Annotated in this window: 9 protein-coding genes; 4 read left to right on the top strand and 5 right to left on the bottom strand. The window is 73.9% G+C overall.

The window, feature by feature from the left end:
- Nucleotides 1–4: 4 nt before the first annotated feature.
- Nucleotides 5–706: a spheroidene monooxygenase gene (locus SMD20_RS17355; protein WP_329581953.1), complete on the bottom strand. Its 702-nt coding sequence runs from the start codon at nucleotides 704–706 to the stop codon at nucleotides 5–7.
- Here SMD20_RS17355 and SMD20_RS17350 point away from each other — a divergent pair.
- Nucleotides 681–1,277 (top strand): glycerol-3-phosphate acyltransferase, encoded by a 597-nt coding sequence (locus tag SMD20_RS17350; protein WP_329581950.1) that lies wholly within the window; start codon nucleotides 681–683, stop codon nucleotides 1,275–1,277. The genes SMD20_RS17355 and SMD20_RS17350 overlap by 26 nt on opposite strands.
- Here SMD20_RS17350 and SMD20_RS17345 read toward each other — a convergent pair.
- The 3 genes from SMD20_RS17345 to SMD20_RS17335 form a co-directional block, all read right to left on the bottom strand.
- Nucleotides 1,228–2,406: a glycosyltransferase gene (locus SMD20_RS17345; protein WP_329581948.1), complete on the bottom strand. Its 1,179-nt coding sequence runs from the start codon at nucleotides 2,404–2,406 to the stop codon at nucleotides 1,228–1,230. The two genes, SMD20_RS17350 and SMD20_RS17345, sit on opposite strands and share 50 nt — an antisense overlap.
- Before the next feature lie 86 nt (nucleotides 2,407–2,492).
- Entirely contained in the window at nucleotides 2,493–3,956 is a 1,464-nt protein-coding gene (locus SMD20_RS17340; RefSeq protein WP_329581945.1) for a phytoene desaturase family protein, read from the bottom strand.
- Nucleotides 3,944–4,705 (bottom strand): carotenoid biosynthesis protein, encoded by a 762-nt coding sequence (locus SMD20_RS17335; protein ID WP_329581942.1) that lies wholly within the window; start codon nucleotides 4,703–4,705, stop codon nucleotides 3,944–3,946. The genes SMD20_RS17340 and SMD20_RS17335 overlap by 13 nt, the downstream gene beginning before the upstream one ends.
- Before the next feature lie 290 nt (nucleotides 4,706–4,995).
- On the opposite strand from SMD20_RS17335, the gene SMD20_RS17330 reads away from it, so the two are divergent.
- From SMD20_RS17330 to SMD20_RS17320, 3 genes are all read left to right on the top strand, one after another.
- Complete coding sequence (locus SMD20_RS17330) at nucleotides 4,996–9,285, top strand: HAMP domain-containing protein (RefSeq protein WP_329581939.1); 4,290 nt, start codon at nucleotides 4,996–4,998, stop codon at nucleotides 9,283–9,285.
- A 66-nt stretch (nucleotides 9,286–9,351) separates the two neighbouring features.
- On the top strand, nucleotides 9,352–11,751 hold the full coding sequence (locus SMD20_RS17325) for a SpoIIE family protein phosphatase (protein ID WP_329581934.1): 2,400 nt from the start codon (nucleotides 9,352–9,354) through the stop codon (nucleotides 11,749–11,751).
- 78 nt (nucleotides 11,752–11,829) lie between these two features.
- A complete protein-coding gene (locus SMD20_RS17320) occupies nucleotides 11,830–13,377 on the top strand; it encodes a serine/threonine-protein kinase (protein ID WP_329581931.1) in 1,548 nt (515 codons plus the stop codon).
- Nucleotides 13,378–13,629: 252 nt separating this feature from the next.
- Here SMD20_RS17320 and SMD20_RS17315 read toward each other — a convergent pair whose 3' ends face one another.
- Nucleotides 13,630–15,666 carry a sensor histidine kinase gene (locus SMD20_RS17315; protein ID WP_329581929.1) on the bottom strand — a complete coding sequence of 679 codons (2,037 nt, stop codon included), beginning with the start codon at nucleotides 15,664–15,666 and terminating at the stop codon, nucleotides 13,630–13,632.
- Nucleotides 15,667–15,903 lie beyond the last annotated feature (237 nt).

Here is a 15,903-nt window from a genome sequence, read left to right as displayed (position 1 = left end):
CGGGTCAGGCCAGGGGGTCGGAGCCGTTCCAGGTGCCTTCGCTCCCGTACGGGATGAACCGGGCGAACAGCTCCTCGCTGTACCAGTCGTGTGCGCGCACCCGCGCCACCACCCGCAGATGCTTGTCGTCCCCGTAGGCGAAGCGGCGCACCGCCGCCGCGTCCCGCCACAGGGAGAACGTCGCCTGCCGGGCCAGCGGCCACTCGCCGACCCCGACCGAGGCCAGGCAGCCGTCCTGCCGGGCCAGCAGCCGGTCCACCCGCGGCACCGACCGGTAGAAGGCCACCAGCCGTCGCGCCCTGATCGAGGCCCGCGTGAGCACGGCGACCGGCCCGTCCCCGCCCTGCCGGGTGCCGTCCGGCGGGAAGGGGTCGCGGCCGCCCCACGTGCCGCGCGCGGCCAGCGGCGCGAGGCGGACCTGCCACCGCTCCACCGCCTCCGCCCGCCACCGCTCCGTGATGGGCGAATCGCGCAGGAACGCCTCCAGGTCGGCCTCCTCGCGCCAGACCGCGAACAGCGCCCACCGGCGCAGGTCCGCGCCCAGCGACATCGACCGGCCGCGCCCGGTCCCGAGCAGCCGCCAGAACGTGAGCCCGCCGGTGCGCCGCAGCAGCGGGCGGTCGAAGGCCATGTGACGCATGGCGTCCGCGGAGTCATACCGGATGAGGTGGAACGAGGCCATGGACGTACTGGTGATGTCGGTCATCGTCGGCTACCTGCTGGGGTCGGTCCCGGTGGCGGTGCTGCTGGCGCGCGGGCACGGGTTCGACCCGCGCGCCGTGGGCGACCGCAATCCCGGCTTCTGGAACGTCAAGGAGCAGCTCGGCTGGCGGGCCGCCGTGCCGGTGTTCGCCGGTGACACGCTGAAGGGCGTGCTGGCGGCGCTGGCCGCGCTGCTGGTGAGCGGCGGGCACACGACCGCCGCCGGCGCGGTGACGGGGGACAGCGTCCTGCCCGTGTACCTGGCGGTGGCGGCGGCGATGGCGGGGCACGCCTGGCCGGTGTTCGCCGGGTTCCGTGGCGGGCGGTCGATCCTGACCTTCGCCGGCGGGGCCGCGGTCATCTGCCCGCCCGGGTTCGCGCTGGCCGTGGCGGTGCTGGTGGCCGTGGCGCTGGCGGCGCGGTCGTTCGCGGTGGGGGCGCGGGTGGCGGTGTTCGGCCTGCCCGTCCTGCAGTTGTTGTTCGTCCCGGCCGAGCTGGTGGCGGGGACGGGGGCGCTGATGTGCCTCATCGGCCTGCGTTTCGGCCAGGCCGCGCTGTCGGGCCGCCGGGGGTGACGCCGGTCCTGTCGGGATAGGTACGGCCGCGCCACTCGCGTACCGGCCGGAGCGTCGCCTGGGTGAGACGGACGGCGGCGGCCGGGTCCAGCAGCGGGGACAGCAGCAGGCCGAGGCCCGGCCGGCGGTAGCTGCCGCGCAGCGCGCCCGTCAGCAGCAGGCGTACGGCCAGCAGCGCCGCGTCCAGCCTCGTCGCACGGCCGGCGGCGAGACGCAGCACCGGCAGCGCCGCCGTCAGCCAGATCACCGCGAGGTCGGCGGCCCGCCGGCCCGCGCCGGTCACGTCCGCGAGCGGCAGCGAACGGCCCCACTCGCGCCACAGCTCGGCGGTCGAGTCGTGCATGTCGACCTCCAGCAGCGCGCCGCCGTCCAGGAAGCCGACCCGCCAGCCGCGTCCCGCCAGGAACCGGGCGAGGGCCACGTCGTCGGTCATGTGCCCGCGTACGGCGGCGAAGGCGTCGATCTCCGTCATCGCCGTCCGGCGGAAGGCCAGACACTGGCCGTTGGCCAGGGTCCGGTGCGGCGGGGGCGGCGTCGCCGGGCCGACGGGGCCGAACCGGTAGACGAGCGTGGCCAGCATCGAGGCGTGCAGCGCCTGTTCGAGCGGGCCGTCGCAGGCGAACCGGGGGGCGGCGCTGACCAGGTCGTGCTCGTCCAGGGCGCGGGCCAGCGCGCCGAACAGGCCAGGCTCGGGGCGCGTGTCGGCGTCGAGCGTCACGACGACGTCCCCGCGGGCGGCGGCCACGCCCTGCCGCAGCGCCCACTGCTTGCCGACCCACCCCGGGGGGAGCGGCTCGCCGCGTACGACGGTCGCGCCCAGCCCGGCGGCCAGCGCGGCGGTGCCGTCGGTGGAGCGGTCGTCCACGACGATCACCTCCTTGACGGACGGGTCGGCGAGCACGGCCCGCAGACACGGCCCGATCCTGGCCGCCTCGTTCCGCGCGGGCACCACGACGGAGATCCCCTCACCGCCGCTGACGGGCGTCGCGGTCCGGCGCCCGGCAGCCGTGGCGGGGCCCGCGGCGGTGGCGGCCATGAGCGGCGGGAGGCGCCGCCGCCCCCGAGCCAGCCGCGCGACCACAACCCCCGCCGCCACCACCTGCGCCGCCATCACCAGCCCACCCACCACCACCCCGCCTTTCAGCGGCCCGCTTTTCGTCGGTCGGCCTGCCGCCGGCCTGGCCTTCGGCAGCCGACCCCTCACCATGCCGCCTCTCATTGGCCCGCCTCCCCCGGAGGGGGCGTGCGGGGGTGGGTGAAGTCGTGGCCGACGAGGTCGGTGACGATGTGGGCGCCCAGCGTCACCATGGGGAGCCCGCCGCCGGGGTGGGCCGTGCCGCCGACCACGTACAGGCCGCGTTTCGGCCCCCGGTTCCCCGGTCGCAGGAACGGCGCCAGCCGCCCCCGGTACGCGCTGCCGTAGATCGCCCCCGCCCAGGCCCCGTACCGGTCGCGCAGGTCGGCGGGCGTGAGGACGTCCACGAAGCGCAGCCGCCCGGACAGGTCGAGCCCGCGCCCGGCGAGCCGTTCCAGCACCAGGTCCCGGTAGGCGTCCACGCCGACGCGCCACCGGCCGGGGTCGCGGGCGGGGACGTTGACCAGCATCGTCAGGTTCTCCGTCCCGGCCGGCGCCTGGCCGGGGTCGTCGACGGCGGAGCAGCCGACGTACACGGTCGGGTCGCCGGGCGGTTCGCGCCGGTCGAAGATGTCGGCGAACTCCCGCTCGTAGTCGCCGGAGAAGAACACGGTGTGGTGCGTCAGCCCGGGGGTGCGTCCCTCGACCCCGGCCATCAGCAGGAACGCCGACGACGACGGCCCGAGCCTGGCGAGCCGCCGGAACCGCCGCCGGTCCGGCAGCAGGCGGCCGTAGAGCGCGGCGGCGTCCACGTTCGCCACCACGACGTCGGCCCGCTCGCAGCCGCCGCCCGCGAGCCGCACCCCGGTGACCCGCCCGCCGTCCACGGTGACCGCCTCGACCGGGGCGGACAGGCGCACCTCGACCCCGGCCTCCTTCAGCAGCGCCGCCAGGTCCTCGGCGAGCCTCGGCAGGCCGCCGGTGACGTACCAGCCGCCCTGGCCGTGCTCAAGGGCGGGCACGCAGGCGAGCGCGGCCGGCGCCCGGTACGGGCTGGATCCGGCGTAGGTGGCGTAGCGGCCGACGTACTGGCGCAGGCGTGGGTCGCGGAAGAAGCGGCGGGCCAGCCCGTCGAGGGTGCGGGCGGGCGCGACGGCGAGCAGGTCGCGCGGCCGGGCCTCGCGGGGCGGGCGGCCGAACGGCCCGGCGAAGAAGGTACGGTCCGCGGCCCGCAGGCATCCCTCCGCCCAGGCGTGGAAGGCCCGCCAGGCGGCGCCCTCGCCCGGCGCGAGCCGTTCGACCTCGGCCGCCATGCGGTCCGGGTCGCGATGGGCGGTCAGCGCGGAGCCGTCGGCGAAGAGGTAGCGGCACAGTTCGGCCGGCTCGACCAGCTCGCGCTCCAGGCCGAGCTCGCGGAAGAGCGCGGGCATGGTGAGCAGCGACGGCCCCATGGAGAAGGTGAACCCGTCCCGCCGGTGCTCGGCCAGTTTGCCGCCGAGCCGGGGCAACTGCTCGAAGAGGCGCACCCGGTGGCCCCGGCGGGCCAGCAGCAGCGCCGCCGCCATGCCTCCGACGCCGCCGCCGATCACGATCACTTCCGCCACAGCCGCCTCCACGCGAGCGCGGCGAACGCGCCCATCGACATGCCCCCGGCCGCGGCGACCAGCGGGTCGGGCGGCTGGAACACCGCCGCGAACCCGACCGTCTCCATGACCGCCATCGTGGTGTAGACGCCCGCCAGGCCGCGTGGCGGGCGGGCCTGGTGGGACTGCCGGCCGCCGAGAATCCGCTCCAGCAGCAGCATGACCAGCGCGGACACCAGCAGCCAGCCCGCGAAGTTGGTCAGCGGGACGCCCCGGTACGCACCCTGTACGGCCCACGTCCACAAACCGAGCCCGACCATCTGCGGGTCGAGGAAGAGGTCCCATGCCGTCAGCGCGAGCGCCCCCACGGCGATCCGGGCCCCGCCGGTCGTGACCGCCGCCGCCACCCCGTACGCGGCCAGCCCCATCCCGCCCCACGCCAGCGCCACCACGACGGGCACGCCTCCGAGCTGCGGCCATAGCAGGCCGGTGTAGTGGTACTCGCCGAACGGGAACCCGGTGCGCACGCCGACGATCTCGGCCGCGTACCCGGCGGCGACCACCGCCCCGAACGCGGCGAGCGTCCGCCCCGCGCCCCAGCCGGCCGCGGCGAACCCGATGGCGCTGACCGCCAGCACCGCGACGACGATCCCGGTGAAGCGCACCGGTTCCGCGCTGATCCCGGAAGCGATTTGGAGGGCCACCATGGCCACCAGCGCCGCCAGCCCCACCGCCCGTGCCGCCCTGGCCGCCGTCACTGCGCCCGTCACCCGCGGGGCCGTCACAGGCGCGCTTCGCGTCTCATTCACACCTTTCTTTTCGGGAGTCCGACGCGGGCGGTTGCATCACCCAGGACCAGGGAGATTGCCGGATAGCAAATGATGCGAACGCATCAGTCGCTCCGATCTAGTAACCTCACTTACGGATCCACGGAGACATCTGCCTGTGTGTCCTGTTCCAGCTGTGATGATCACACGGGCGAGTTCCGGGTGTGTGTGGGAAGCCCGCTGTCGGGTCATCGAAGGCGCTTGCTCAGAGAATCTCGACGACGAGGGCGGACATGAGTGACACGACAGCCGGCGGCCCGGGTACGACCACCCGCGCGGGCGCCGAGGTCGGCGAGTCCGAGCTGCGGCTGCTCCTCGCGGGCCTGACGGCGGTCAGGGACGGCGACTTCCGCACCAGGCTTCCCGAGGACGCCGACGGACTGCTGGGCGAGATCGCCTCGGTCTTCAACGGCATGGTGGACCAGCTCTCGCTGTTCACCTCGGAGGTCACCCGCGTGGCCCGCGAGGTCGGCACCGAGGGGCGGCTGGGCGGCCAGGCCGAGGTGCCGGCGGTGTCCGGCACGTGGAAGGACCTCACCGAGTCCGTCAACGCGATGGCCGGCAACCTCACCGACCAGGTGCGCAGCATCGCCCAGGTCACCACGGCGGTCGCCCGAGGCGACCTGTCGCAGAAGATCACCGTGGACGCCCGTGGCGAGATCCTGGAGCTGAAGAACACCGTCAACACGATGGTGGACCAGCTCTCGTCGTTCGCCGACGAGGTGACCCGCATGGCCCGTGAGGTCGGCACCGAGGGCCAGCTCGGCGGCCAGGCGGACGTCAAGGGCGTGGCGGGCACCTGGCGCGACCTCACCGACTCGGTCAACTTCATGGCCGGCAACCTCACCGACCAGGTCCGCAACATCTCCCAGGTCGCGACCGCGGTCGCGCGCGGCGATCTGTCGCAGCGCATCACGGTCTCGGCCCGCGGCGAGATCCTGGAGCTGAAGAACACCCTCAACACGATGGTGGACCAGCTCTCGTCGTTCGCCGACGAGGTGACCAGGGTGGCCCGCGAGGTCGGCACCGACGGCCGTCTCGGCGGCCAGGCCGACGTCAAGGGCGTCTCCGGCACCTGGAAGGCGCTCACCGAGTCGGTCAACGTCATGGCCGACAACCTCACCGCCCAGGTGCGCAGCATCGCCGAGGTCACCACGGCGGTCGCCAAGGGCGACCTGTCGCAGAAGATCCGCGTGGACGCCCGCGGCGAGATCCTGGAGCTGAAGGAGACCATCAACACGATGGTCGACCAGCTCTCCGCCTTCGCCGACGAGGTGACCCGCGTGGCCCGCGAGGTCGGCACCGAGGGCAACCTGGGTGGCCAGGCCACCGTGCGCGGCGTGTCCGGCACGTGGAAGGACCTCACCGACAACGTCAACGTCATGGCCTCCAACCTGACGAGCCAGGTGCGCAGCATCGCCCAGGTGGCCACGGCGGTGGCCCGCGGCGACCTGTCGCAGAAGATCACCGTGGAGGCCAAGGGCGAGGTCGCCGCGCTGGCCCAGACCATCAACACGATGGTCGACACGCTCGGCGCGTTCGCCGACGAGGTGACCAGGGTCGCCCGCGAGGTCGGCACCGAGGGCCAGCTCGGCGGACAGGCCCGGGTGCCCAACGTGGCCGGCACCTGGAAGAACCTCACCGACAACGTCAACTCCATGGCCGACAACCTGACCAACCAGGTGCGCAGCATCGCCCAGGTCACCACGGCGGTCGCCCGCGGCGACCTGACCCGCAAGATCGACGTGGACGCGCGCGGCGAGATCCTGGAGCTGAAGACCACCATCAACACGATGGTCGACCAGCTGTCCTCGTTCGCCGCCGAGGTCACCCGCGTGGCCCGCGAGGTGGGCTCGGAGGGCAGGCTCGGCGGCCAGGCCGAGGTGGAGGGCGTCTCCGGCACCTGGAAGCGGCTGACCGAGAACGTCAACGAGCTGGCCGGCAACCTCACCCGGCAGGTGCGCGCGATCGCCGAGGTGACCAGCGCGGTGACCTCGGGCGACCTGACCCGCTCGATCACCGTCGACGCCGAGGGCGAGCTGGCCGACCTCAAGGACAACATCAACTCGATGGTGAAGTCGCTGCGCGAGACCACCACGGCCAACGAGCAGCAGGACTGGCTGAAGTCCAACCTCGCCCGCATGTCCGGCCTCATGCAGGGCCACCGCGACCTGGCGACGGTCGCCGAGCTGGTGATGAACGAGCTGGCGCCGCTCGTCTCGGCCCAGTACGGCGCGTTCTTCCTCGCCGAGGAGAGCGAGCTGAAGCTGATCAGCGCCTACGGCTACCCCGTGGAGGCCGAGCGCGCCCCCCGGTTCCGGCTCGGCGACGGGCTGATCGGCCAGGCCGCGCGCAGCCGCCGGACGATCGCGCTGACCGAGAACATCCCCTCCGGCGTCATCACCATCGACTCCGGCCTCGGCCGGATCGAGCCCGCCTCGCTCGTCGTGCTGCCCGTGGTCGTCGAGGAGCAGGTGCTCGGCGTGATCGAGCTGGCCTCGGTCCAGGAGTTCACGCCCGTGCACCGGGCGTTCCTGGAGCAGCTCATGGAGACGATCGGGGTCAACCTCAACACGATCGTCGCCAACGCCCGCACAGACGAGCTGCTGAAGGAGTCGCAGCGGCTCGCCGCCGAGCTCCAGGCCCGCTCCGAGGAGCTGCAGAGCCAGCAGGAGGAGCTCCAGCGCTCCAACGCCGAGCTGGAGGAGAAGGCCCGTCTCCTGGTCAGCCAGAACCAGGACATCGAGGCCAAGAACCTCGAGATCGAGCAGGCCAGGCAGGAGCTGGAGGACCGCGCCCAGCAGCTCGCCCTCGCCTCGAAGTACAAGAGCGAGTTCCTCGCGAACATGAGCCACGAGCTGCGCACCCCGCTCAACTCGCTGCTCATCCTGGCCCAGCTCCTGGCCCAGAACCACACGCGCAACCTCACCCCGAAGCAGGTCGAGTACGCCGAGATCATCCACTCGGCCGGCTCCGACCTGCTGCAGCTCATCAACGACATCCTCGACCTGTCGAAGGTCGAGGCGGGCAAGATGGACGTCAACCCCGAGTGGGTGCAGCTGCGCCGTCTGCTCGACTACGTCGAGGCCACCTTCCAGCCGATGACCAGCGAGAAGAGCCTCGACTTCACCATCGCCACCGCCCCCGGCATCCCCAACGAGCTGCTGACCGACGACTCCCGGCTGCGCCAGGTGCTGCGCAACCTGCTGTCGAACGCGGTCAAGTTCACCGAGACCGGCCGGGTCGAGCTGCGCATCGAGCCCGCCGCCCCGGCCGAGCTGCCCGCCACCGTGCGGGCCAACGGCCCGGCGCTCGCGCTGCGGGTCATCGACACCGGCATCGGCATCCCCGAGCAGCAGCTCGAAGTCATCTTCGGGGCGTTCCAGCAGGCCGACGGCACCACCAGCCGCAAGTACGGCGGCACCGGCCTGGGCCTGTCCATCTCGCGGGAGATCGCCTACCTGCTCGGCGGCGCGATCAACGTCCAGAGCACGCCGGGGCAGGGCAGCGTCTTCACGCTCTTCCTGCCGGTCGCCCACCCCTCCTTCACCGACGGCCCGGCCCGCGCCGCCGCCGCGGCGGCGGCCCTGCCGGAGGGCGCGGAGGAGAGCGGCCCGGCCATCGGGTCCGGCGCCGCCTCGGCCGCGAGCGGCGGCACGCAGCACCGGCGGCTGCTGGTGATCGAGCAGCGCGCGGGCGGCCTGCTGTCGCTGGTCGCCGAGAGCGTCGTACGCGAGCTGACCGACACCAGGGACGACACCGTCGAGGTCATCAGGGCCGCGGGCGCCGAGGAGGCAGCGGCCACGCTCGCCGCCCAGCCCTGCCACTGCATGGTGCTCGACCTCGACATGCCCGACCTGGCGGCGTTCCAGCTCCTGGAGGCCATGGACGGCGACCCCGCGCTCGCGGTCGTGCCCGTGCTGGCCTACAGCAACTGGCGCACCACCTCCCAGCAGAAGGCCCGCCTGCGCGAGCGCGCCGAGAACCAGGCGCTGGAGCTGCTGTCCAGCCTCGACGAGCTGCGCGAGCGGATCGCCCTGCACCTCACGGCCGAGCAGCCCGGCGACGTGCTGCCGCTGATCCGGCCCGAGGCCGTCGGCACGGTCACCCGCCAGGAGGTGGACGGCGAGCTCGCCGGCCGCACCGTGCTCGTCGTGGACGACGACACGCGCAACCTCTACGCGATCACCAGCATCCTGGAGATCCACGGCATGACCGTCCTGCACGCCGAGAACGGCCGCCTGGGCATCGAGACGCTGCTCAACCACCCCGACATCGACATCGTGCTGATGGACGTGATGATGCCGGAGATGGACGGCTACGTCGCCACCTCCAAGATCCGCGAGATGCCGCAGTACGCCGAACTGCCGATCATCGCGGTGACCGCGAAGGCCATGCCGGGCGACCAGGAGAAGGCCCTGAGCGCCGGCTCCAGCGACTACGTCACCAAGCCGGTCGACGCCGAACACCTGCTCACCCGGATGAGGCACTGGCTCGACGTGCGGGAGCAGCCCCGCTCATAGGCGTACTGTGCGACGAGATCCCCGACCATCCACGATCCGGCCTGAACGGCGAGGAGTGACCCCATAGTGGGACCCACAGTGCACAGCCCGCAGGAGCCGGGCCTTCCGGCGCCCGCCCCGTCCGAGGCCGCGGCGGTGAGCAACCTCGGGCGGCTGGCCGCGACCATCGACCGGCTGCGCCGGCAGATCCAGGACGCCCAGCGCGCCGCCGAGGGCCGTGCGCTCATCGAGGTGGCCAAGGGGATTCTCATCGAGCGGCTGCAGTGCGGCCTGGCGGGGGCCGCGCAGCAGCTCGAACTCCTCGCCGAGCAGGCCGGGGTGACCCAGCTCGAACTGGCCGCCGACATCATCAACCAGGCCGCCCAGGACCGCATCAGCGAGGCCACGCGCGAGTTCCTCGACTCCGCCCGCGCCGCCGCCGAGGCGGAAGCGGCGGCGGCGGCCGATGTGGCCGTGCGGCTGCGCTCGGCGGAGAACGGCATGGTGGAGGCCCCGGACGCGCAGGCCGTGGCCGTCTCGCTGCTGGAGCACGCGCTGAAGCCGCTCGGCGCGACGAACGTCGCCGTCTGGACGGTCGGCTCCGACGGCTCGCTCACCCTGGCCGCCAGCGCCGGCTTCAGCGCCGTCGAGGCCGACCGGTGGCGCTACGTGCCGCCCGGCGTCAACACCCCCGCCCGCAGGGCGCTCGTCGAGCGCCAGGCCGTGTGGATCCGCTCGCTCGACGACGTGGGGCTGCCGTCGATCGGGATGACCCTCACGCCCGGCGGTGGCCGGGTGACCGTGCCGGCGGGCACCGGCGGCCGCATCATGGGCGTGCTGGAGATCGGCTGGCCGGGCCCGGTCGGCCCGCAGCCGCCGCAGGTCCACAAGCAGGTCGAGGCCCTGGCCGAGCTCTGCTCCCACGTCCTCGAACGGCCCGTCGAGCCGGGCGGCGGCGCCGGGCAGGCGGAGCTGATCGGCCTCGCCGAGGCGCTGCCGGACGCCGCGCTCGTGCTGCAGCCGCACCTCGACGCCGACGGCCGGCTCACCGACTTCCGCATCACCCACGCCAACCCGCACTTCGTGGATCCGGCGGGCCGGCCCAAGGGGGCGGTGAGCGGGTCGCTGCTGCTGGAGGCGTACCCGCTGGCGGCCGACGAGGGCGGCCTGTTCTCCGTGGTCGAGCGCGTGCACGCCACCGGTGAGGCGTTCAAGGCGGAGAACATGACGCTCACCGCGCTCGTGGACGACGTGGCGCTGCCGAGCATCGCGAGCGTCAGCATCACCCGGCACGGCGACGGCGTGCTGCTCATCTGGCGGCTCCAGGACGAGATCACCCGCCTGGCGAGCCTGCTCCAGCACGCCCAGCGGCTCGGCCGCATCGGCGGGTTCGAGGAGAACACGCTGTCGGGCGAGATCACCTGGAACCGGCAGCTCTACGACCTGTACGGGATGAAGCCCGGCGAAGCGCCCATCCCGCTCGAAAGGCTGGCCGACCACGCCCACCCCGACGACGCCGTGCTCATCGGCCGGTTCCTGCGGACGCTGACGCACCACCGGCGGCCCGCCTCGACCGCGTTCCGGCTGCAGCGCTCCGACGGCATGGCCCGCCACATCCGGGTGGTGGCCGAGCCCGTGCTGTCGCCCGACGGGCGGCTGCTCGCGGTGCGGGGGGCGTACCAGGACGTGTCCTCCCAGCACTGGACGGAGGTGGCGCTGGCCGCCACCCGCGACCAGCTCGCCCACACCGAGCAGCAGGCCGCCGAGCGCAACCGGCTGGCGCTCCAGCTCCAGCAGGCGATCATGCCGCCCACGCGCGGCCCGATGGAGGCCTTCGACCTCAACATCGCCGTCCGCTACCGCCCCGCCGAGAAGGAGCACCTGGTCGGCGGCGACTGGTACGACGCCGTGGTCCTCCCGTCCAAGCAGATCCTGCTGTCCGTCGGTGACGTGGCCGGGCACGGCATCGAGGCGGCCACCGGCATGGTCGTCCTGCGCAACGCGCTGCGCGGCCTGGCCGCCACCGGCGCCGGCCCCGGCCAGCTCCTGACCTGGCTCAACATGGTGGCCCACCACCTGACCGAGAACGTCACGGCCACCGCCATCTGCGGCCTGTACGACCCGGATACCGGCGTGCTGCGCTGGGCGCGGGGCGGGCACCTGCCGCCCATCCTGATCCGCGACGACGAGGTGGCCGAGCTCGACCTCATCGGCGGCGTCCTGCTGGGGGCGCTGTCGGAGGTCACGTACGAGGAGAGCCGGATCCAGCTCATGCCCGGCGACACGCTCCTCATGTACACCGACGGGCTGATCGAGCGCCGCGACCGCTCCCTGCAGCACTCCCAGCAGCAGCTCCTGCGGACGGCCGGCCATCCGGCGGCCTCGCTGGAGCACCGTCTCGACCACATGCTGACCCACAGCAACTCCGACACCGACGACGACACCTGTCTGGTCGGCATCCAGCTCATCGCGCCGAGCGCGTCATGACCCCCGCCTTAGAAGGTGCGGCCGGGACGTTATGGCGGTCCGCGCATGGTCGGGCATTGATCGGGTAGGCCGGGCGCTATGTCCGTTTCGCGTTACGAAGGCCTGCTGCTGGCCGGTCGCTACCGGCTCCAGGCAGAGCTGGGCCACGGCGGTATGGGCCGGGTCTGGCGCGGCCACGACGAACTCCTCGACCGCCCGGTAGCGGTCAAGGAGGTCACCCTCGACCAGCGGCCGCCGTCCGAACGCGAGGCGATGCTCGGGCGCACCATGAGCGAGGCCCGCCTCGCGGCGCGGCTGAGCCACCCGAACGTCGCCACCGTCTACGACGTGGTCGTGGCCGACGAGCGGCCGTGGATCGTGCTCCAGCTCGTCCCGGCCCCGACCCTGGCCTGCGTGCTCGCCGAGAGCGGGCCGCTGCCGCCCGCCGCCGTCGCCGCGCTCGGCCTGCAGGTGCTGGACGCCCTGGAGGCGGCGCACGCCGCCGGCATCGTGCACCGGGACGTCAAGCCCGCCAACATCCTCCTCGACTCCGGCGGGAGTCACGCGGTGCTCACCGACTTCGGCCTGGCCACCAGCGTGGAGCGGCGGGTCGAGCTCACCGAGGCGGGCCTCGTGGTGGGGACGCCCGCGTACATCGCCCCGGAACGGGCGCGCGGCGGGCCGCCGACGCCCGAGGCGGACCTGTGGTCGCTGGGCGTGACGCTCTACACGGCGGTGGAGGGGCGCTCGCCGTTCGAGCAGGGGAACGCGCTGGCCACGATCAGCGCGGTGCTCACCACCGCGCCGGCGCCGTTCGAGCTGGCCGGGCCCCTGGCGCCGCTGCTCACGGGGCTCCTGGAGAAGGACCCGGAACAGCGCTGGACGGCCGCCGCCGCCCGCCGCCACCTCAGCCGCGTCGCCGCCGCCGGCCCCTCCGCCCCGCCCGCGTCCCCCGCGCCGTCCCATCCGGGGGCGGCCACCCCCGCCGGCCCTCGAACCCAGAGCCTCGTCCTCCCGGCCCCGGCCCCCCAGACGGGAACCCTCGCCCCTGGGGAAGACGCCGCCCTCCCGCTGTCCGGCCCGAGGACGGGAAGCGTCCTGCCCGCGCCCGCCGTGGCCGGTGCGGGAGGCGCCGGGAGCGGGGCGTTCGAGGTGCTGGGGCGGCGGCTCGGGCGCGGCCAGGTGCGGCAGGTGGCGGGGGTGGCGGCGCTGATCGTGGCCGTGCTCGCGGTCACCGGCTGGCCCGCCGACGGCGGCGCGCCCGGCGGCGGCACCGGCGCCGAGCAGCGCGTCGAGGCGGCACTGCCCGCGACCACCACCGGCCGGCACGAGCAGCCCGCGACTCCCAAGCAGACCGGCACCCCCGAACAGCGTGACACCCCCGACCAGCCCAGTACTCCCGAGCAGCCGGGTGCGAAGCGGGAGGCCGACCTGCGGGTACGGTCCGTCGCCGTCCAGCGGACCGGGACCGACACCAGGCGGAACACCGGCAAGAGCACCAGGGAGAGCACCGGGAGGACCACCACCGGCCTCACGCCGGGCAAGTCCGCCCGTGGCAGGCACGCCGCCCCCTTCGTGCCGCCCGGCCAGGCCAAGAAGGGCCTGACGGGCTTCCCCGGCAAGGGACACGCCAAGGGTCACAAGTAACGGGCCACCGGCCCAGGTTCGGTCCATGTGCCCTCGGCGGCGGCAACTTGTGCTCCCCAGGTGAGGTCGAGCACCCACCGCCCAAGGAACATACGAGGCATGGACACGAATAAGGGGAACTGCTCCTGCGGTCACGGCTCGTCCTGCTCATGCTCATCCGACTGCTCCTGCGGCTGCAACTCCTGACGACAGCCCGGCCGAGCCGCGGCGCATGACGAGCGCCGCGGCCCCGGCCCGCCGCCGGGGGAGCGTTCAGAGCGGGAGGATCGCCTCCACCTGCGTGCCCGTCCCCGGCGAGGTGATGAGGCAGGTGCCGCCGAGTTCGGCGGCCCGCTCGCGCATCGAGGCGAAGCCCACGCCGGAACGCCGCACCGCGGGCAGCCCCTTGCCGTCGTCGCGCACCCGCACCACCAGCGCCCGCTCCGAGCGGGTCAGCGTCACGGTGACGTGCCCGGCGGCGGCGTGCTTGCGCGCGTTCGTGAGGGCCTCCTGCGCGATCCGGTACGCGGCCACCTCCACCGCCGCGGGCAGGTCGCCGGTCTCGCCCTCGGCCACGACCTCCACGGGCGGCCCCGGTTCGGCGGCGAGCGCGCGCACCGCCCCGGCCAGGCCCAGGTCGTCGAGGGTGGGCGGGCGCAGGCCGTACACCAGCTCGCGGACCTCCTGGCTGACCGCGTCCATGCCGCTGCGCAGGTCCAGCAGCAGCGCGTCGGCCGCGCTGGGCGCCTGGCGCAGGTTGATCCTGGCGATGGAGAGCGACATCGCCATGTTGGTCAGCGCCATGCCGAGCCCGTCGTGCAGGTCGCGGCGGAGCCTGCGGCGTTCCTCCTCGCGGGCGGTCAGAATGCGCTCCCTGGAACGTTGCAGGTCGGCGGCCATCAGCACGGCGTGCGCCACGTCCGCGACGTAGGGGACCGCCGCCCCGATCAGCCGTTCGGTGTAGGCGGCCGAGAAGCGGCGCGGCCCCGGCGGGCCGATGAGCATGCGGCCGACCGGTTCGCCGTGCCACACCAGCGGCACCTCGCGCGGCTTCGCCCCGGCCACGCCCAGCTCCACCCGCATCTCGGCCCGGCCGGGCTCGCCCGCGGCCCCGCCGGGTCCGTCCACGCTCGCTCCGCCGACCTCGACGACGACGCCGGTCACGCCGAGCCCGTCGCGCACCACGGACGTGACGGCGGCCAGCGCGTTCGCCGGCTCCCTGGCGCCCACCTCGATCGTGAGCCGCCTGGCCAGCTCCTCGGGACGGCCGTGCCGGCCGTACAGCATGGCGTCGGTCATCCGGCGCAGCCGGGCGCGCAGCGGCTGGAACAGCGCGCCCGCCGTGAGCGTGGCCGCCAGCCCGGCGAGCTGGTCGTAGTCCGACAGCAGCAGCCCGGCGAGGGCGCTGACGCCGAAGTAGACCGCGCCGACGGTGACGACGAGGCCGGTCGCGACGACCGTACGGCTGATGACGGTGTCGATGCCGTACAGGCGGTGACGCAGCACCGCGAACGCGATCGCCACCGGGATCGCCGCCGTCCAGATCGTCGCGAGCGCCCAGTAGTCCTGCCCGAGCAGCACGAACGCGGTGTAGACGACGAACGCCGACAGCGGCCAGGCGATCTGCCGCCGCCCGGCCGGCGCCGCCCGCCGCATGCGCCCGACCAGCGACATCAGCCCGAGCACCACGCAGGCGTTCATCGCCAGCGTCAGCCCGGCCTGCAGGCTCGCGTTGTAGGGGGCCAGCGCCTCGACGGCGAGCGGGTTGGGGATGACCTCGGGATAGCGGTTGACGAGCGGCGCGGGCCGCACGGCGTTGCGCACGCCCTCGGCGAGGTTCACCACCACGGTCAGGACCGCCACCGGCAGCCACCGCCGCGACGGCAGCCGGTCGTCGGGGGAGAGCAGCGGCAGCAGGGACGACAACGTGCACGCGGCCACCGCCCAGCCCGCCACGGCCGCGATGCGCAGCCAGCCGGCGCTCTCCAGGTCGCCGCCCGCGGCCGAGGCGTTCTGCAGCCCGACGGCCATGATGGCGACCGCGGAGCCGAGCCCGCCCACGCACATCAGCCAGGCCAGCCGCAGCCGCGGCCGATGCCGGATCAGGAACGCCCCGGTCAGCGGGAACGCCAGCCCCGCCGCGTGGTCCGGCACGAACGGCGGCCACGGCGCCCACTCCCGCGGCACCGACAACTGCACGGCCGTTCCCGCGACGGTCAGCGTCACCGCGAGCGCGGCCAGCGCCCCGGCCGCCCACCGCGCTCCGCCCGCGTCCGAACCAGCCCGCGAAGCGGATAACGTGTCCGTCACCGTGCCCGTCCCGTCTTCCTGGGGAAGCCGCACGTCATCCCCGGTCCTGCCGGCCACCATGGTACGACGCCGCAGATTGGGATGATCTACCGTGTTCTCGGCCAGGGATTCCCTGGTTACACTCCAGTCCGGAGCCCAGCCGCCCCTACCGGGACGGACGCTCCGCTCGTCACCCGCCGGGGAGGGTCGCTCTCTTCGGCATGCCCTCGCGCCGGGTGACGCGACGCCTCCGCGAGC

Origin of the sequence: Nonomuraea sp. LP-02, assembly GCF_036289125.1 — a bacterium.
Taxonomy (GTDB): Bacteria; Actinomycetota; Actinomycetes; order Streptosporangiales; family Streptosporangiaceae; genus Nonomuraea; species Nonomuraea bangladeshensis.
Note: the sequence above shows the minus strand (reverse complement) of the source record. Positions and strands in the feature narration are given on the sequence as shown.

Coding starts and splice junctions, on each gene's coding strand:
- SMD20_RS17350 (WP_329581950.1), top strand. CDS start 681: ATGGACGTACTGGTGATGTCGGTCATCGTCGGCTACCTGCTGGGGTCG.
- SMD20_RS17355 (WP_329581953.1), bottom strand. CDS start 706: ATGACCGACATCACCAGTACGTCCATGGCCTCGTTCCACCTCATCCGG.
- SMD20_RS17330 (WP_329581939.1), top strand. CDS start 4,996: ATGAGTGACACGACAGCCGGCGGCCCGGGTACGACCACCCGCGCGGGC.
- SMD20_RS17320 (WP_329581931.1), top strand. CDS start 11,830: ATGTCCGTTTCGCGTTACGAAGGCCTGCTGCTGGCCGGTCGCTACCGG.